Source organism: Cryobacterium sp. AP27, assembly GCF_056680495.1.
The window spans coordinates 1,619,712-1,637,871 of record NZ_CM155285.1; the positions used below are offsets into that span (position 1 = coordinate 1,619,712).

An 18,160-nucleotide genomic window follows, 5' to 3' on the forward strand; every position below is an offset into this window, starting at 1 on the left:
TTCGCGGTGTGGAACCACCGCAACAGATCGCCGCGTCTAGCCCCCCGTCGAACCATATACGTAAACAGGAACTGGCCGATCATGGCGCGCCCCACCGACCCTGGATATGCGGCTACGAGCCGATGCGCACTGAGGAATGACTGTCCATTTCACTTGCGGCTCACGTTCCTGATGTCCGCTGGCCGTTCCCCTCAGAAACCCTCACTTGGGCGGCGCGAGCTTCTGCAGCACAGCCGCAGGGCCGGGCTTCACCGTGCGGTCGGGCTCGGCGTAGTGGGCCTTCGTCGTGGACGTGGACGTGTGCCCGAGTACGTCGGCCGCGGCCTGCATTCCCAGCTCGTTGGCCAGCAGCGTCGCACCCGTTCGACGGAAGGAGTGCGGCGTGATGTTCAGGCCCTCCAGGCCGGCGCTTTGGACTATCCCGCGGAACGTTCGCCTCACGTTATACGGCGTCAGCGGAGTGCCCTTCCGGGAGAAGAACAGCAGGTGCTCCGTGTCCTCCGGATCGATCAGCTTTAACCGTTGACGAATCACGTCGGCCGCGAACTGCGGCACGCCGATGACCCGGTTCGACTCGTGCGTCTTCGGATGCGCCTGACGGATAACACCGGTGCCGTTATGCACGACGATCGTCCCCGTGATGTTCACTTGCGGCGGATCGGCGTCCAGGTCGACGTCGCACTGCCGAATCGCCAGAACCTCGCCGATTCGTGTGGCCGTGCCGAGCATCACCTCGATGATGTCCCGCACCTGCCCGTCAGATCGCGGACCCATCGTTCCCTCCCCCGTGCGCCATTCACGGGCCGCGAGCCGGATCGCCGCTATCTGCTCCGGCGTGAGCGCCTTCGGGGTATGCGGGGGCGCCTTCATCCGCGAGGTCTCCTTCACGGGATTACGCGGAATGATCTCCCGGCGTACGGCAAACGTCATGATCATGCCGAGGACAGCACGCGAGTGCTTCGCCCGTGTGTACGACTTCTCCCGCTGCAACTTCAAGAATCGTTCAATGCGCCCGACGGTCACCTCGCGAATGGTGAAGTTCTCAAAGAAAGGGAGCACAAGTCCGCGCACCTCGCGCTGGTACGTGTCCTTCGTGCCTTGGGTACGGTCGACGTCGAGCATCACGTCGTCCAACCACGCCTGGGCGAGCAGAGGGAACGGCGAGCCAGCATTCAGCAGGTCGCCGGCGCCACCGGAACGCAACCGCGCGGCCAGATCGGCCTTGAGGGTCGCCTCAGCGTCGTTCCGGCTCGAGCCGGTCGCGGTGACCTTTCTCGTCTGACCATCCCAGTCCCGGAAGCGAGTGATTGATCGGAAAATCCCGGGACCCACTTTCAGCGTCGTGATGGTGCCGAAGGTGCTGATCGGCAAGCGTGGCCGCCCGGCCATCACCGCTCACCCCCGCGCTCCCTCATCGCCTTCGCCGGCTCGTGGAGACCATCCAGCCACCGAAGAACATCAGAGACGCGGTAGCGGATCTCCCGGCCAACTCGAATCCCGGAAGGGCCGCGGCCATCGGTGCGCAGATCGTAAATGGCCTGCACGTTCACGCCGAGGTACTCAGCGAGTTCGCGTGTCGTTAATACGGGCTCGAGACCGAGCCCTGAGAGTCGTTGCATGTCCATAACCCATAGGTGTTCGAGGCCATTCCAAACCACTCGAACCGGGTCGTGCACCTAGTCTTTAGACGCTGATTATTGGCGGATATTTTTCAATAAACGTCTAATAAACGTCCAATACATCAAGTCTCGCCCCTTCGGTGAAAGGAAGAAAACCTGACTAAACCACATTTACAGTAGGGCGACTGGGACTTGAACCCAGGACCGACGGGTTATGAGCCCGGTGCTCTAACCAGCTGAGCTACCGCCCCGAACGTTTCGACTACCCCGCAGTGTTCAGTCTGAGGCGCGGGTCGAAGCGCCGTTGGCGACCGTATCGGTCACCGGCTCTCCACGATACAGGCATTCGAAGGTATTCAAGGTGCGCCGGATGTCGTGTGCACCGATCAACCTGAGCGACTCGCGCTTGAACGCCTCCAGCTCAGCGACGGGGAGGTTCAGCACCTGGGTGATCTTGTCCGCCAGGTCCTGTGCGTCGCCCGGACGGAACAGATAGCCGTTTTGGTTGTCGTGCACGAGATGCGGCAGCGCCATGGCATCGGCGGCGACGACTGGGAGCCCCGATGCCATCGCTTCCATCGTCGCAATGCTCTGCAGCTCCGCGATTGACGGCATGGCGAACACGGTGGCCCGCGAATACGAGGCCCGCAGCTCCTCGTCGGTCACATACCCGGCGAAGGTCACCTTGGCCTTGATGCCGAGCGAGTCGGCGAGGTGCTCCAGGTTGCGCTTCTGGTCACCGCCACCGACGATCTCGATGTGCGCATCCAGGGCCGGATCGAGACGGGACGCGGCCTGCAGAAGGACATCGATCTGCTTTTCTCCGGTTACCCGACCGACGAAAAGAATTCGGTTCTCGGTGCGCGGTTCAAAGTTGGGTGAATAGTTCTCTGCGTCGATGCCACAGGAAATGGCATGCACTCCCGTGAGTCCCGTGTACTTCTCCAGGAACTGCGCGGCGCGACGCGTCGGCGTCGTCACGGCCTCGGCCCGGCCGAACGTTCGGCGGGCGGCACGCCAGGCCGCCTTGATCACCCGGTCCTGCAGCCCGACCGGGACGAGAGAAAACTTGACCATGTTTTCCGGCATGAAGTGATTCGTGCCGACGATGCGCAGTCCGCGCTTCTCGGCCTCGATGGTGACACCGCGGCCTACGTTGATGTGCGACTGAAAATGCACAACATCCGGGCGAAAACTGTCAAGGATGCGCCGACTTTCACGGCGGACGATCCACGGGAGAGCGAACCGGAGCCAATCGTGCGGGTACCAGCGCCAGCTGTGGAGCCGATGAACAACCATCGGCTGTCCCTCATGCATCTCTGTCCACGTGCCGAACTTTCGCGACGTCGACGGCGCCATTATCTGAACCTCGTGCCCGCGGGACACCAGGCCGGCTGCGAGGCGTTCGGCGAATTTAGCCGCGCCATTCACGTCTGGCGCAAATGTGTCGGCCGCGATCAGCACGCGAATCGGCTTCTTGGCCGCCTGGGGCGCAACTTCCGGTGCCGAGTTTCTCTGCACGTCGGGCGAATCTGACAAGAGGCGAGGTCCCTACGTTGGTGTGCCGGGGAGCTTCGTCCGGCTAGAAAACTGGTATCTGTCGGGTGGAGACGAGGTGTCTTAGCACTCCATTCTAAACCGCACCTTGCGCTTCAAATCCCGGATCGCAGGCGCGCCCCGGATTTGCCCGCGTCAACGGTCCAACTGCGGGTGATACCGGGCAAGCAGGAATACCCCCCAGATTGCGACAGCTCCGGCGATCACGAAGGCCACGCCTGCCCACGCGGGGGCCTGCGAGGTCTCGCCCAGAACGACGATGCCGATTCCAACGGCGACCAGCGGGTCGATCACGGTGAGTCCGGCAATCACCAGGTCTGGGGGGCCGGACGAATACGCGTTCTGCACGAAATATCCGCCGAGAATGGCCGCCGCCACGAGACCAACGACACAGACAAGCGTCAACCAATCAAAGTCGCCATACTTCGTGCGCGTGATGACGACTTTCGCGAGGGTGGCCACGAAGCCGTAGAGCACTCCGGCGCCGAGGATGTAGAAAATGGCCTGGAAATTAGAGCGCAGCAGCACAAACGCCGATCCGAACAGGGCCAAAACGACACCGAGCACGATGAGGATGGTAATCAGGTCAATGTCGGTCACCGGCTTGTCAACGGCGGTGAACGCGGCGACCGTGACGAAGAGCCCCACTCCGCCGACGCACATGGCAATCGCCACCTTCGACGCATCATTGATCGGCACTTTGCTGACCCGCGCGTTCAGAATCGCGGTGAGCACGAGCGCGACGGCGCCGAGCGGCTGCACGACGATGATGGGCGCGAATCCGAGACTCGTCAATTGAAATACGATGGCCAGTCCGAGCATGAGCGTGCCGAACACCCAGGAGGGCCGGCCGAGCAGCAGCAAAAGCTGCCGAGGGTTCAGCCCGCTCGACACGCCCGCGGCGGCCTCGATCTTGTTGACGCCCCGGTGTTGGAACTGCGCCCCCAGAGAGAGAAAGATCGCACCGATCAGGGCCAGCGGAATCCCGATGGCCTGCCGCGGGTCAATGGTGATCTCCGCTGCCAGATCTGTCAGGTCAGTGGTCACCTGACGACTGTACCGAGATCCATGCGGATATTCTTGGTGAATGGCCGTACGCGCAATAGTAATTTCAGGTGACCCCGTTCTGCACTCCCCCGCCGTTCCCGTTGTCGAATTCGACGATGATCTGCGCATTCTGGTGCAGGACATGTTCGAAACAATGGATGCGGCGCCCGGCGTCGGCCTCGCGGCCCCCCAGGTGGGAGTGGGATTGCGGGTCTTCACCTACAGTTTTCACGACGATGACGGCGTCGGCTGGCGCGGCGTCGCCATCAACCCCGAGCTGTGGATCACCCCTGTCCCCGCCGGCATCGTCGAGCCCGACGGTGACGATGAAGAGGACCTCGACGATGAGGAAGGCTGCCTGTCGTTCCCCGGGGAGCGCTTCCCGCTGCGCCGGGCCGAGTCTGCGATTCTGCGGGCCGTGGACCTCGACAACAAGCCGTTCGAGATTCGTGCGCACGGGTGGTTGGCCCGCATTCTCCAGCACGAATTCGACCACCTGGACGGAACACTGTATGTCGACCGTTTGGAACACATCTACTCCAAAATGGCGCGCAAGGTCAGCCGCAAGCGCGGCTGGGGTCAGCCGGGACGCAGCTGGGTTCCCGGAGTCGACAACCTCGAGGGGTAACCGAGCCGCTACGAGAGCGCGCGGATGCCGGCGGCCACGACGGCCGCTGCCAGCACAACCACGATGAACGGCACCTTGAGCCAGAACAGCACTGCGGCGACGAGAACGGCGGGCACCCGCGCGTCGAGGACAACGGACTGCCCGTCGCCGAGAGTCTGCACCGCGATGAGAGCGGCGAGGAGCGCGACCGTGAGCAGATCGGCGATGCGCGCCGGTGCCTGCCGGCTCAGCACGGAGATGGGAACGAGGTAGCCGGCGAATTTGATGGCGAGCACGGCTATCGACCCGGCAATGACGATCTGCCAGACCGTCACGAGCTCGGCTCCGCCTCGGGCGCAACGTCGGCCGCGCGGCCGAACCAGTTGAACCATCCCACCAGCACCGCCACGAGGGCGGCCACCAGCACCGGAAGCCCGGGCATGAGCACGGGCGTGACGGACGCCGCCACGACGGCGGCCAGCACCGCGACCACGATCGGCTGCAGGTGCTTCAGCCTCGGCCACAACAGTCCGACAAAGGCCGCCGCGGCCGCCGCATCGAGGCCGTAGGCGCGCGTGTCGCCGATGGAGTCTCCGATCACTGCACCGAGGAGGGTGGTGAGGTTCCACCCGATGAAGACGGCGAGGCCCGTCACCCAGAAGCCGGTACGGCGGCTGCGCTGTGTCGGCTGGGCCAAACCCACCGCGGTGGACTCGTCAATCGTCACCCACGCCGCTGCGGTTCGTTTCCACCATCCGCGCCCGATGAACGGTGACGTCCTGATTCCGTAGATTCCGTTGCGCACCCCCAGCAGTGTGGCGCCGGCGATCGCGGCAGGCCCGGACGCCACGCCGCCCGTGGCGAGCACGCCGACCAACGCGAATTGGGATCCACCAGAGAACATGACGAGGCTCATGAAGCATGTCTGCGCGATGGACAAGCCGGCCGCGACCGAGAGAGCGCCGAACGAGATCCCGTAGGCGGCAGTGGCCAGTCCCACGGCTATTCCGCTGCGCACCGCGAGTCGCTGGTTTCGACGTTCGACGTTGTCGTCGTCTGAGTCACCGCTGGACGTCATGCTTTCCGCTCTCCAGAAACCGTTAAACAAAAAAGGCCACCCGGGGTGGAGCCCTGAGTGACCTTTCGCTCCCCGACTTGGACTCGAACCAAGAACCTGCGCATTAACAGTGCGCTGCTCTGCCAATTGAGCTATCGGGGAATACCTGCGCTTTGCTAACCGGCGCAACTTTATTACTCTACCAAGTCACGGCACCTCCGCAAATCCACTCGGGAACCGGCGACCCCCCGAATACCCCGGGTGGCCCGAAAAGACGCGGCTTCGAAGCGTCGACCGGTCCCGGCTCGAGAGTCAGCTCGGGCGTGTCGCCCGCAGTGTCCGGCGCCTATCCCGGACCATCCGTCGTCACGCGGTCACGGTCGCCGGCGGGCTCGTCAGCCGACAGCGCCGCGGCCAGCCCCGCAACATAGGGATGCCACGGATCGTCGAACACCTCATCGATGGTGCCGAGGGCCACGAGCACACCCTGGTGCATGACACCGATCCGGTTGGCGACCCGGCGCAGCACCGCGAGGTCGTGGCTGATCACGAGGGCCGAAAAGGCGCGCTCCCGCTGCAGCTCCCCGATCAGGTCGGTCACGGCGTTTCGCACCATGACGTCAACGCCGGCCGTTGGCTCATCCGCGATGAGCAGGCTCGGCCCGAAGACGAGGGCGCGAGCAAGCGCCACGCGTTGCCTTTGGCCGCTGGAAAGCTCGTACGGGTACTTGCCGAGCACGGCGAGCGGCAGACGCACCGCATCCACCATCGTCGCCACCGTGGCGTCCAGGGCGCGGTGGTTGTAGCGCGGGTCGCGCTCGATGACGGGTGCGGCCACAATCTCTGAAACGGTCAGAGTGGACGGCAGGGTCTCAGCGGCCTCCTGCGTCAGCATTCCCACGCCGAACGTCAGCCGGCGTTGCTTCCGCCGGCTGATCCGGCGCAGGGGAATACCGAGGACGGTCGCTTCTCCACCGGTGATCTGTGGTCGCACACCGTTTCTGTCCGTGGTGGCTGTGGTTCCCGACAGCACTCGGGCAAGGGTGCTCTTTCCCGAGCCACTCTCCCCCAAGAGTCCGATGACCTCCCCGGCCTCGATGCGCAGGTTGAGACCGTGCACCGCCACGAAGGCGGGACTGGCCCCGTGCGGCGCGTACTCGATGGTCAGGTCGCTCGTCACGATCGGGGGAACGGATGCCGCGCCAGAAGTCATGTCTCCTATCCTGCCGCACGCAATTGACGCAAGCGCTCCCGACGCTCGGCCTGTTCCACCGGATCCGGCACGGGCAGCGACGCCAAGAGTCGCTGCGTATACGGGTCTTTGGGTGCCCCGAGCACCTCGGCGCCCGTGCCTTCCTCGACCAGTTTGCCCTTGTACAGCACGGCGATCCTGTCGGCGAGGATATCGACGACAGCGAGGTCATGACTGATGAACAGGGCGGCAAACCCGAATTCACGCTGAAGTTCCGCGAAAAGTTCGAGCACCCGCGCCTGGACCGACACGTCCAGCGCGCTGGTCGGCTCATCGGCGATGAGCAGCGTCGGTTTCAAGGCGAGTGCTCGGGCGAGGCTGGCCCGCTGTCGCTGGCCGCCGCTGAGTTCGTGAGGGTACCTGTCCCCGTAGTTGCGAGGCAACTGCACGGCCTCGAGCAGTTCGTTCACGCGCTGGCGCGCCGCCTGCGGATTGTCGGCGCGTCCGTGCACCACGAGCGGCTCTGCCACGCACTCCGCGATCGTCAGTAGTGGGTTGAAACTCGACGCGGGGTCCTGAAACACGAATCCGATGTCGCTGCGCAGGGGTTTGAAGCGACGCTCCTTGAAACCGCGCATCTCGTGCCCCAGAACCGTGAGCGAACCGTCCGTGACACGGGTGAGACCCGCGATGGCGCGACCGATAGTGGTCTTGCCCGATCCACTTTCCCCCACCAGCCCCAGTACTTCACCGGGGCGAATGACGAAACTCACCCCGTCTACTGCGGTGAAGCCCGGTTTGCCCAGACGCCCCGGATACTTGATCTTGAGGTTCTCGGCGACAACGACGGGCGCTTCGAGCAGCCAGCTCGGTTCGCGCGCGGCAGCGCGCTCCTCGGCACGAACGATTCCCTGGCCCACGTGGGGCACCGCGCCGAGCAGTTTCTTCGTGTACTCGTGTTGGGGAGCGCTGAAGAGCTCACGGGCTCCGGCCTCTTCCACGACCTTGCCCTCGAACATCACGGCAACTCGGTCGGCGAGGTCTGCTACAAGGCCCATGTTGTGCGTGATGAGCACGATTGCCGTGCCGAATTCGTCGCGGCACTGTCTGAGAAGGTCGAGGATCTCGGCCTGGACGGTGACGTCGAGCGCAGTCGTGGGTTCGTCGGCAACGATCAGCCCCGGGTCGAGGACCAGCGCCATGGCGATGACGACGCGCTGCTTCTGCCCACCGGAAAACTGGTGGGGATAGTAGTTCACGCGAGTCTGCGGATCGGGGATGCCGACCTTGCCCAGAATCTCAATCGCCTTGACGCGCGCCTCGGCCCTGCTGTGTTGGCCATGGGCACGGATGCCCTCCGCAATCTGCCACCCCACGGTATACACCGGATTCAGCGCCGTTGACGGCTCCTGGAAAACCATCGCCACATCCGTGCCGCGCAGCTGCCGCAGTTTCTGCTTGCTCACGGACAGCACATCGTTGGAATGCGCACCGTCCTTGCTGCTCAGGATGACGGCCCCGCGAGCGGTCGCCGTCTCGGGCAGGAGGCCCAGAATGGTCTTCGCCGTCACGGTTTTGCCGCTCCCGCTCTCGCCCACAATGGCGAGAACTTCGCCGGGAGCCACCGTGAGGCTCACACCGTCGACGGCCTTGACGTCGCCCGCATCGGTGGCGAAAACCACGTCGAGGTTGGAGATCGTGACGACGTTCTTCACGGGTTGGGCGCTCATTCTCGAGCCTCGATTCCGTCGATGGGTGATGATGCGGGGCGCTCGAGATTGCCGAGGCCGCCGGGACCGGCGTCGAGAGTGCCGCCGGGCACGATGGATGTCTGCGCAGCCGTACCGTCGGACGCGCCAGGGCTGCGCCGACTGCGCAGGCGAGGGTCGGCGAGGTCGTTGAGGCTTTCCCCAACGAGCGTGATTCCGAGAACGACGAGCACGATGGCGAGACCGGGGAAGAGGCTGGTCCACCAGATACCACTGGTCACGTCCGACAGGGACTTGTTGAGGTCATAACCCCACTCGGCGGCCGCCGAGGGCTCGATCCCGAATCCGATGAAGCCCAATCCGGCGAGCGTGAGGACTGCCTCTGACGCGTTGAGGGTAAAAATCAGCGGCAGCGTACGAGTGGCGTTTCGCAGAACGTGACGGAACATGATGCGGAAGTTGCTCGCACCGAGCACCCGCGCGGACTCCACATACGCCTCGGCCTTAATTCGCACGGTTTCGGCCCGGATCACCCGGAAATATTGCGGAATGAACACGACGGTAATCGAGATTGCCGCTGCGAGGATGCCGCCGATCAGGTCGGATCGTCCGCCCGAGATGACAATGGCCATCACGATCGCGAGCAAGAGCGACGGGAAGGCGTAAACTGCGTCGCCGATGACGACCAGCACGCGGTCGAGCCAGCCACCGAAATAGCCCGAGACGAGGCCGAGCGCTACTCCCGCAAATATCGACAGCAACACGGCGACAATCATCACGACCAGGGCTGTCTGTGAACCCCAGATCACGCGCGAGAACACGTCGTAGCCACCGACCGTCGTTCCGAGCCAGTGTTCCGCGCTCGGCGGCTGCTGCGCACCAAAGGGGCCACTCGCGTCGCGCAGCTCACTGAAGCCGTATGGCGCCAGCAGAGGCGCGAAGAAAGCGGTGAGGATGAAGGTGCCGGTGATGATCAGCCCGGCGACCAACATGCCGCGCTGCAGGCCGACGCTCTGTCGGAGCTGGCGCACGACGGGCAGTCTGGTCCACAAGGGGGCCTTGGGGGCGGCGGTCGAGGTGACGGAACTCATCTCAATACCTCACTCTCGGGTCGATCACGGCGGCGATGATGTCCACGATGAAGTTGGACAGAGCCACGATCACGGCGAGCAGGGCCACGATCCCCTGAACGGCGACAAAGTCACGAGCCTGGATGAACTGGATGAGCATGAAACCGAGTCCCTTCCACTCGAAGGTTGTCTCCGTGAGCACCGCCCCGCCGAGTAGAAGCGCAACCTGCAACCCGATGACGGTGATGATCGGGATGAGAGCGGGACGGTAGGCGTGCATGCGCACCAGACGGAATTCGTTGACACCGCGGGACCGGGCGGCGTCCACATAGTCGGTGCCGAGCGTGCCGATGACGTTCGTGCGCACGAGGCGCAGGAAGACGCCCGCGGTGAGGAGGCCGAGGGCGAGGGCCGGGAGCACAGCGTGGGAAAGCACATCGCCGAGCACGGCAGGACTGCCGGTTTGAATCGCATCGATGGTGTAAATGCCAGTCTTATTCGGCAGCAGCTGCATCTGCAACTCGGAACCGATGGTGGCACGGCCGTTCACCGGCAGGGCCTGAAGCCAAACGGCAAATACCAGTTTGAGCAACAAACCGGCAAAGAAGACCGGCGTGGCGTAGCAGAGGATGGCGAAGACGCGCAGGAAGGCATCCGGGGCCTTGTCGCGCCAGTAGGCGGCGACCATCCCTAGCGGGATCCCCACGATGAATGCAACGACGAGCGAGTAGAACACGAGCTCGCCCGTAGCCAGACCATAGGTGGTGAGCACCTCGGACACCGGGCGATTCGTGCTGATCGTGGTGCCGAAGTTGCCGGTGAACACCTGCCCGAGGTATTCGATGTATTGAACGAAGATGGGCCGGTCGTAGCCGGCCGCGCTGATTCTTTCCGCGAGCTGGGAGGCGCTGAGCCGGCCGCCGAGCGCTGCGGTGATGGGGTCGCCGGTGGTGCGCATCAACCAAAAGACCATCGACACCAGGATGAAAATGGTCGGGATGATGAGCAGGAAGCGGGTCAGAAGATAGCGACCTATCCCCCCGCCGGCACTTGTTCTCTTGCGCCGAGTCGACCGGGTGGCCGGGGTTGGCGGCTTCATTGCCACAGTGGACATACTCACCTAACGATTCCAAAATGAGGGGGGCATCCAGCTGTGCTGGATGCCCCCGCGATCAAGCTAGAGAGAACTCTAGCCGTTGAACTGCTTAACCCTTGGTGAGTGCGCCATATCGGAACTTGAACGAGGCGTCGAGCGTGTCGCTCGTGCCATCGATGGTTGTTCCGGTGATGGCGACCTGGGCTCCCTGGAGCAGGGGCAGGGTCGGCAGCTGGGCCGCGACCTTGTCCTGAATGTCTTCGATCAACGCCGTACGCTCTCCCGCATCAGGCGTGACGGCCTGCTGCAGGATCATGTCGTTGACCTCGGGGTCACTGTAGTGATTCTTGATGAAGTTCTCCGTGAGGAAGAAGGGCGTCAGGTAGTTGTCCGCATCGGAGTAGTCCGGGAACCAGCCGAGCTGGTAGAGCGGGTACACGTCCGCCGTGCGATCCTTCACGTACTGCACGTATTCGGTCGACTGCAGGTCGACCGTGAACAGTCCGGACGCTTCCAGCTGGTCCTTGATCAACGCGTATTCGGCAGAGGAACCGGGGCCGTAGTGATCCGTGTTGTACTGCAGGCTGAGGGCAACGGGCGTTGCCACTCCGGCGGCATCGAGCGTGGCCTTGGCCTTGTCGACATCCGGTCCTCCGGATCCGTCGCCGTAAAGCCCCTTGAGGGATTCGGTGGCACCGGTCAAACCGTCCGGAACGTAGGAGTACAGCGGCGTGTAGGTGCCCTTGTAGACCTGGTCGGCCAGTTCGGAGCGGTTCACGACGTCGGCGGTTGCCGCGCGAACGGCGAGGGCCTTGGCCGGGTCGGCCTCGGGAGTCGTCGCGCCGAAGGGCTGCGTGTTGAAGTTGAAGACGATGTAGCGGATCTCTCCACCGGGGCCGTCAACAACCTTGACGTTGTCGTTGCCGCGCAAGTCGTCGATGTCGGTCGCCGACAGGCTGCGCCACGCCACGTCGATATTGCCCTCTTGCACGTCGAGCTTGAGGTTGGACGCGTCAGCGTAGTACTTCACGTTGATGACATCGGTTTTCGCCGGCCCCAGGAGACCCTGGTAGCCCTGGTAGGCCTTGTAGGAGAGCAGGTTGTTGAAGTCGTAACTGGCGAGCTCGTACTGACCTGCAAACGCCTTGCCGTCGACGATGTCGCTGTCCGGCGTGATGGCGTCGGCCGAGAAGACCTCTTCGTCGACGATCGGGCCGGCCGGGCTCGACAGGATCTGCGGGAAAATCTGGTCATCGGCCTGCTTGAGCGTGAAGACGACGGTCGTGTCGTCGACGGCCTCGGTGCTGTCCAGGTTGTACAGCAACGAGGAAGGACCGTTGTCGGCGGCAATGGAGAGCTGGCGGTCGAAGCTGAACTTCACGTCGGAGGCGGTGAGGTCGTTGCCGTTGGCCCATTTAAGGTCGGGCTTGAGGGTGACCGTGTATTCCGTCGGCGAGGTGAACTCGGCCTTGCTGGCGATGTCGGGCACAACGTCCGAGCTGCCGTATTCGCTGTTCATGAGGAACGGGAACACCTGCGTCTGAACGCTGAATGAACCGTTGTCGTAGGAGCCGGCGGGATCAAGAGTGGTGATTTTGTCGGTCGTGCCGATTGTGATCGGCCCGCCCGAGGCGGCGTCGCCGTCGGAGGAACCTCCGGCCGAGCAGCCGGCCAGCACGAGCGCCGCTATGGACAGTCCTGCTGCGGCAGCGAGAGTCCGCTTGCCGTGGGTGTGTGCGGATGTCATATCCGTAAACCTCTTCCTGTTGGGAGAACCGGTACGCCGGCACGCGATGGTGCGTCGGAACGGTTTAACTATAGGAACAGAGTTAGCACAGAATTCGCAGCTTGCCCTAGCCTGCCGCAGCTTCTTTACAGAGCTGCAACATTGCCGACTGTTATTCGTCGCGGAGGCTGCGTCGTTCGGCCTCGACGCGCATGATTTCTCGCTGCAGGGTGACGTACACGTCACGGTTGGCCGGGTCGGTTCGCTGCAGGCGGCCGCGCAGTTCCGCGTTCTGGCGCAGCAGGTCTTTCTCGATCAGCGCGATGCTGACGTCGCGCACGTAGCCGGTGATTTCCCGGCCGGGCCGTTCCGGCAGGGGCGCCATGGCGAGCTGCTGAACCAGGTTGGCGAGGGTGTCCGGCACGGCCGCGAGCACGTTTTCGAGCCAATCCGCGTTGCCGGCATGGTGCAGGCTCGCCGCAATCGCGTCGCGGGCAATCGCGAGGCTCGAGTTGGAGAAACTCGTCTGCACGGCTCGCGCCATGATGTCGGGGCCCACGAGCGTTGGATGCTGCAGCATGGCCATGAGGCCGTCACGTTCCATCCGGGTGACCGGGTCGGTTGGTAACTCCAGCAGTGAGAAGGGACGTTCGGGCGGTGCCTCGACCGCGCCGTTGACCGGGTGGCGACCGGGCGCTTCCGGCGTGCGCGAGCGGCCCTGGGCCGCAGAGACGGCCTTGCGCACCTCGCCGAGATCGACACCGAGCATGCGCGCCAGTTCACGGGTGTAGCCGGGGCGCAGCGCCGGGTCGCGAATGTCCCCGACGATGGGCGCAGCCGCGCGAAGGGCACCGATGCGGCCTTCGACGGTTTCCAGGTTGTACTGGGCGAGAAGCTGGCGAATCATGAACTCGAACATGGGCTTCTTCGAATCGACGAGGCGACGAACGGCGTCGTCCCCGCGGTGCAGCCGCAGGTCGCAGGGGTCGAAGCCCTCCGGCGCCACCGCGACGAAGGTCTGGGCGCTGAAACGCTGTTCCTCGCTGAAGGCGCGCATGGCGGCTTTCTGCCCGGCAGCATCCGGGTCGAACGTGAACACGACCTCGCCGACCCCGCTGTCGTCCCCCATAACCCGGCGCAGCACCTTGATGTGATCGACGCCGAAGGACGTGCCGCACGTTGCGACGGCGGTCGTCACGCCCGCGAGGTGGCAGGCCATGACGTCGGTGTACCCCTCGACGACGACGACCTGATGATTGCGGGAGATATCGCGCTTGGCCAGATCGAGCCCGTAGAGCACCTGTGCCTTGTGGTACACAGGTGTTTCGGGGGTGTTGAGGTATTTGGGCCCCTTGTCGTCGTCGAGAAGTTTGCGGGCCCCGAAGCCGATGGTCTGCCCGGTAATGTCGCGGATGGGCCACACCAGCCGGCCGCGGAAGCGGTCGTAGACGCCGCGGTCTCCGGCGGACACGAGGCCCGAGAGAGTCAGCTCCTCGGTTGTGAAGCCCTTCGCCCGCAGGTGCTTGGTGAGTTCGTCCCAACTCTTCGGGGCGAACCCAACACCGAAGTGCGCCGCGGCCTGCGCGTCGAAGCCCCGTCCGCCGAGGAAGTCGCGGCCGATCTGCGCGTCGGCGCTGCCGAGGCGGTCGACGAAGAAGTCGGCCGCCGCCTGGTTGGCGGCGAGCAGTCGGGCGCGGTTGCCGTGATCGGGGGCGGCTCCCCCGCCGTCCTCATAGTGCAGTTCCAGACCGGCCCGTCCGGCGAGGCGCTCGACGGCTTCGCTGAAGGTGACGTGGTCCATCTTCTGCAGGAAGGAGTACACGTCGCCGCTCTCGCCGCAGCCGAAGCAGTGGTAGAACCCCACCTGCGGGCGCACGTGGAAGCTCGGGGTGCGCTCGTCGTGGAACGGGCACAGTCCTTTCATCGAACCGACCCCGGCCGATTTCAGCTGCACATAGTCGCCGACGATGTCGGCGATGTTGGTGCGGGCCTTGACCTCTTCGATGTCGCCTTGTCGAATCAGTCCTGCCATGACTGAATTCTACCTGTCACGCCGGCGCACTAACCCTGCACGAGTCGTTCGTACCAGGCCAATGCGGATTGGTCGGTGAGGCTCGCGACCTGGTCGACGACCACGCGCTTGCGGGCCGCGTCGTCGCGGGCGGCCGCCCAGTCTTCGGTGAAACCCGGATCCAGATGCTCGTCACCGCTCGCCAGGAGCGTGTCGGCGAGCAGCGTCAGCACCTGCCGCTGCTGCACGTAAATCGGTTTGCGCGTGTTGCGGGTCATCACGAATGCCGCGACGATGCCCTTGAGCACGGCGATCTCGGCCTGCGTTTCCCGGGGCACGACGACGTGCGCGGCGAATCGGGTGAAATTCTGGCCCGGGTAGGCCAGCCGCGTGGCGCGCACCGCGGAGCCGCTGAAGCGTCCGATGAGCTGGCTGCTGAGATTCTTGAGCCGGCCCTGGTCGCGGCGTCCGCCGGACCATTCGGACATCCAGTAGTCGAGGGAGTCCAAACGGTTGAACGCCCGGGAGAGGTCTTCCTCGGAGAGTTCGTTGCCGATCCATTCCGACATGGTGGCGAGGAGGTCGTCGTGGTTGGTGCGGCGGCCGAGCAGCGCCACGTCCACGTACCCGTTCACGACGGCATCCTCGAAGTCGTGCACGGAGTAGGCGATGTCGTCGGAGAGGTCCATGATCTCTGCCTCGATGCACAGCTGCCGGTCGGGGGCACCGCGGCGCAGCCATTTGAAGGCGGCGATGTCGGCGTCGTAGAACCCGAACTTGGCGCGTCCGCTGGGATCGCGCACGGACGAGCTTTCCGGCCACGGGTACTTGCAGCTCGCGTCAAGGCTGGCTCGAGTGAGGTTGAGTCCGTAACTTTCCCCGTTGGGGCCGAAGATCTTCGGCTCCAGGCGGGTGACGAGCCGGAGCGTCTGGGCATTTCCTTCGAAGCCGCCGATGTCCAGCGACCAGGTGTTGAGGGCTTTCTCGCCGTTGTGGCCGAACGGCGGGTGTCCGATGTCGTGCGCGAGGCAGGCCGTGTCGACGATGTCCGGGTTCGCATTGAGCCGATTCGCGAGTTCGCGGCCCACCTGGGCCACCTCGAGCGAGTGCGTGAGCCGATTGCGCGCAAAATCGAGGCCGGCGGTCGGGCTGAGCACCTGGGTCTTGGCGGCGAGGCGCCGCAGAGCGCTGGAATGCAGCAACCGGGCGCGGTCCCGGGCGAAGTCGCTGCGCCGTGAGTAGTGCTCCTCCGGAAACCAGCGTTCCTCGTCGTGTTCGCTATACGGGGGCGTGCCGTGTTCCGTTGAGTCAGCCACCGCTTGTGTCTCCTTCTCCCTCGGTCAGGTGCTGTCGCTCGACCCCGGCGAGCTCCTGCGAGTCCAGCCACCGCTCCGGCAGGGACGGCTTCTTGGGCGTTCCGGCCCGCCCGCGGGGTCCCTCGGCACCCTCACCGGGGTACGGCTGGTCCCCGTCGAGGGTTCCGAGCAGGTCGTCGAGCATGGCCAGGGACTCCACGGAGGCCAGTCGGGCGCGCAGGTCACCGCCCACCGGATAACCCTTGAAGTACCACGCGACGTGTTTGCGAATGTCGCGGCAGGCGCGTTCCTCGCTCTCGAAGAACTCCGTCAAGAGTTCCGCGTGCCGACGGAACGTCGCGCTCACCCGCCCCAGGGTGGGTTCCGCCTTCACGGTCTCCCCGCGGAACGCCGCAGCGAGGTCGCCGAACAGCCACGGGCGGCCCAGGCAGCCACGCCCGACGACGACGCCGTCGCATCCGGTCTCGGCGACCATTCGCAGGGCATCACCGGCCGACCAGATGTCCCCGTTGCCGAGGATCGGCGTGTCCGTGATGGTGTTCTTGAGCTTTTCGATGGCCGCCCAGTCGGCCTGACCGGAGTAGAACTCCGCTGCCGTGCGTGCGTGCAGGGCGATCGAGGCGACACCGGCGCCCGCCGCGGCGCGACCGGCTTCGAGGTACGTGAGGTGATCCGAGTCGATGCCCTTGCGCATCTTCACGGTAACGGGCACATCACCGGCCGCGTTCACCGCAGCCTCGACGATCTGGCGGAAGAGACCGAGTTTCCACGGCAACGCCGCTCCCCCGCCCTTGCGGGTGACCTTGGGCACCGGGCAGCCGAAGTTCAGGTCAATGTGGTCGGCACGGTCCTCGGCCACGAGCATGGTCACGGCTTCAGACACGGTCTTGGGGTCGACGCCGTAGAGCTGAATGGACCGGGTGGTCTCGCTGGGATGGTGGGTGATCAGCCGCATCGACTCGCGCGTGCGCTCGATCAGGGCGCGGGACGTGATCATTTCGCTGACGTAGAGGCCCGCACCGAATTCGCGGCAGAGGCGTCGAAAGGCGGTGTTCGTGATTCCGGCCATGGGCGCGAGAACGACGGGTACGTCGAGCGTGAGGGGCCCGATCTTGAGTGGTGCGGGAGACGCGTGTGTGAGAGTCATGTGTAGGTCAATTCTTCCAGAACAATCCGCCCCGAAATACAACGGGTGTGGCACCCCCGAAGGGCACCACACCGGTCGCACGACAAGAGGGATTCGTAGGCTGAGCCTCAGGCCCCGCAGCCGCAGGAACCGCAGCCGCACGATCCGGCTTCTTCACCCGGCTGCTCGAGGAGCTGGATCGTCGGGCGCGGCGTGGCGTCGGCGGGGGTGCTCGTGGTGGTTGCGTCGCTCATGCGATGTTCTCCTCAGATTTCTCGGTTCGTACCTGGTTCAAGACTTGGGCAAACGTATCAGGGTCCTGCGCCCCGGACACTCCGTATTTCCCGTCGATGACGAAGAACGGAACTCCCTGAATGCCGTACTCGACGGCCTGGGCGACATCTGCCTTCACATCGGCGAGATATACGTGCTCGGTCAGCACCCGAACCACATCGGCCCGGTCCAGACCGATTTCGGCCGCGAGGTCAGCGAGGTCTTCGATGCGCCCCACGTGACCGCCCTCCACGAAGTACGCCTTCAGCAGGCGCTCCTTCATGTCGAGCTGGCGTCCCTTGGCCTTGGCGTAGTGAAGCAGTTCGTGCGAGATGACCGTGTTGGTCTGGTGGATGGCGTCGTAGTCGTAGTGCAGTCCGACGCTCTCCGCAATGCCCGTCACGCGCTCAAGCATCTGCTCGACCTCAGCGATGGGCAGGCCCTTCTTCTCACTGAGGTACTGAGTCGGCGTTCCCGCGTAGTCGACCGGGGTATCGGGCGAGAGCTCGTAGCTGTGGTATTCCACCGCAACCGGCCCGCCGTACAGGGCCGTCCCCGCCTCGAATTTTCGTTTGCCGATGTAGCACCAGGGACATTGGACATCCGACCAGATGTCCACCTTGATGGTGTCGGCCGTGGTTGTCGTTGCGTTCACACTCGTTGTATCGGTCACTCTGACGCAACGGCCGCAGCCGCCCGCAATATTCCCCGGCGGTAGATCAGAAACACGTTCCAGTCACGAGAATCTGATTCT

General features: G+C 64.4%; 17 protein-coding genes and 2 tRNA genes. 1 reads left to right on the forward strand and 18 read right to left on the reverse strand.

Annotated features, from left to right (window positions below):
• Nucleotides 1-201: 201 nt before the first annotated feature.
• The 5 genes from AC1MB9_RS07695 to AC1MB9_RS07715 form a co-directional block, all read right to left on the reverse strand.
• Complete coding sequence (locus tag AC1MB9_RS07695; RefSeq protein WP_479964421.1) at nucleotides 202-1,371, reverse strand: tyrosine-type recombinase/integrase; 1,170 nt, start codon at nucleotides 1,369-1,371, stop codon at nucleotides 202-204.
• 17 nt (nucleotides 1,372-1,388) lie between these two features.
• Nucleotides 1,389-1,619 carry a helix-turn-helix transcriptional regulator gene (locus AC1MB9_RS07700; RefSeq protein WP_479964422.1) on the reverse strand — a complete coding sequence of 77 codons (231 nt, stop codon included), beginning with the start codon at nucleotides 1,617-1,619 and terminating at the stop codon, nucleotides 1,389-1,391.
• A 177-nt stretch (nucleotides 1,620-1,796) separates the two neighbouring features.
• Nucleotides 1,797-1,870 (reverse strand) — tRNA-Ile (locus tag AC1MB9_RS07705).
• A 25-nt stretch (nucleotides 1,871-1,895) separates the two neighbouring features.
• Nucleotides 1,896-3,140: a glycosyltransferase gene (locus AC1MB9_RS07710; RefSeq protein WP_479964602.1), complete on the reverse strand. Its 1,245-nt coding sequence runs from the start codon at nucleotides 3,138-3,140 to the stop codon at nucleotides 1,896-1,898.
• 171 nt (nucleotides 3,141-3,311) lie between these two features.
• On the reverse strand, nucleotides 3,312-4,223 hold the full coding sequence (locus tag AC1MB9_RS07715) for a DMT family transporter (RefSeq protein ID WP_479964423.1): 912 nt from the start codon (nucleotides 4,221-4,223) through the stop codon (nucleotides 3,312-3,314).
• Between the two features lie 40 nt (nucleotides 4,224-4,263).
• Between AC1MB9_RS07715 and def the strand changes: the two genes are divergently transcribed.
• The gene (gene def, locus AC1MB9_RS07720) at nucleotides 4,264-4,851 is read left to right on the forward strand and encodes a peptide deformylase (protein ID WP_479964424.1); all 588 of its coding nucleotides are present in this window, start codon (nucleotides 4,264-4,266) and stop codon (nucleotides 4,849-4,851) included.
• Nucleotides 4,852-4,859: 8 nt separating this feature from the next.
• Here the strand turns inward: def and AC1MB9_RS07725 are convergent, their stop codons facing one another.
• The 13 genes from AC1MB9_RS07725 to AC1MB9_RS07785 all read right to left on the reverse strand — a co-directional run bounded on the left by AC1MB9_RS07725 (nucleotide 4,860) and on the right by AC1MB9_RS07785 (nucleotide 18,061).
• Complete coding sequence (locus AC1MB9_RS07725) at nucleotides 4,860-5,165, reverse strand: AzlD domain-containing protein (protein WP_479964425.1); 306 nt, start codon at nucleotides 5,163-5,165, stop codon at nucleotides 4,860-4,862.
• Nucleotides 5,162-5,908 (reverse strand): AzlC family ABC transporter permease, encoded by a 747-nt coding sequence (locus AC1MB9_RS07730; RefSeq protein WP_479964426.1) that lies wholly within the window; start codon nucleotides 5,906-5,908, stop codon nucleotides 5,162-5,164. Before AC1MB9_RS07730 ends, AC1MB9_RS07725 begins: the two co-directional genes overlap by 4 nt.
• A gap of 68 nt (nucleotides 5,909-5,976) precedes the next feature.
• A tRNA-Asn gene (locus AC1MB9_RS07735) sits at nucleotides 5,977-6,049 on the reverse strand.
• Between the two features lie 184 nt (nucleotides 6,050-6,233).
• Nucleotides 6,234-7,100 carry an ATP-binding cassette domain-containing protein gene (locus AC1MB9_RS07740; RefSeq protein ID WP_479964427.1) on the reverse strand — a complete coding sequence of 289 codons (867 nt, stop codon included), beginning with the start codon at nucleotides 7,098-7,100 and terminating at the stop codon, nucleotides 6,234-6,236.
• A gap of 5 nt (nucleotides 7,101-7,105) precedes the next feature.
• A complete protein-coding gene (locus tag AC1MB9_RS07745; RefSeq protein WP_479964428.1) occupies nucleotides 7,106-8,809 on the reverse strand; it encodes an ABC transporter ATP-binding protein in 1,704 nt (567 codons plus the stop codon).
• Nucleotides 8,806-9,879, reverse strand: a complete 1,074-nt coding sequence (locus tag AC1MB9_RS07750) for an ABC transporter permease (protein ID WP_479964429.1) — start codon at nucleotides 9,877-9,879, stop codon at nucleotides 8,806-8,808. Before AC1MB9_RS07750 ends, AC1MB9_RS07745 begins: the two co-directional genes overlap by 4 nt.
• A 1-nt stretch (nucleotide 9,880) precedes the next feature.
• Nucleotides 9,881-10,957, reverse strand: a complete 1,077-nt coding sequence (locus tag AC1MB9_RS07755; protein WP_479964430.1) for an ABC transporter permease — start codon at nucleotides 10,955-10,957, stop codon at nucleotides 9,881-9,883.
• 106 nt (nucleotides 10,958-11,063) lie between these two features.
• On the reverse strand, nucleotides 11,064-12,701 hold the full coding sequence (locus AC1MB9_RS07760) for an ABC transporter substrate-binding protein (protein ID WP_479964431.1): 1,638 nt from the start codon (nucleotides 12,699-12,701) through the stop codon (nucleotides 11,064-11,066).
• Between the two features lie 151 nt (nucleotides 12,702-12,852).
• Nucleotides 12,853-14,712, reverse strand: a complete 1,860-nt coding sequence (gene dnaG / locus AC1MB9_RS07765) for a DNA primase (RefSeq protein WP_479964432.1) — start codon at nucleotides 14,710-14,712, stop codon at nucleotides 12,853-12,855.
• Between the two features lie 29 nt (nucleotides 14,713-14,741).
• Nucleotides 14,742-16,007, reverse strand: a complete 1,266-nt coding sequence (locus AC1MB9_RS07770) for a deoxyguanosinetriphosphate triphosphohydrolase (protein WP_479964433.1) — start codon at nucleotides 16,005-16,007, stop codon at nucleotides 14,742-14,744.
• Complete coding sequence (gene dusB, locus AC1MB9_RS07775) at nucleotides 16,000-17,154, reverse strand: tRNA dihydrouridine synthase DusB (protein ID WP_479964434.1); 1,155 nt, start codon at nucleotides 17,152-17,154, stop codon at nucleotides 16,000-16,002. The genes AC1MB9_RS07770 and dusB overlap by 8 nt, the downstream gene beginning before the upstream one ends.
• 107 nt (nucleotides 17,155-17,261) lie before the next feature.
• On the reverse strand, nucleotides 17,262-17,387 hold the full coding sequence (locus tag AC1MB9_RS07780; protein WP_479964435.1) for a hypothetical protein: 126 nt from the start codon (nucleotides 17,385-17,387) through the stop codon (nucleotides 17,262-17,264).
• A complete protein-coding gene (locus AC1MB9_RS07785; RefSeq protein ID WP_479964436.1) occupies nucleotides 17,384-18,061 on the reverse strand; it encodes a DsbA family oxidoreductase in 678 nt (225 codons plus the stop codon). The genes AC1MB9_RS07780 and AC1MB9_RS07785 overlap by 4 nt, the downstream gene beginning before the upstream one ends.
• Between the last annotated feature and the right edge of the window lie 99 nt (nucleotides 18,062-18,160).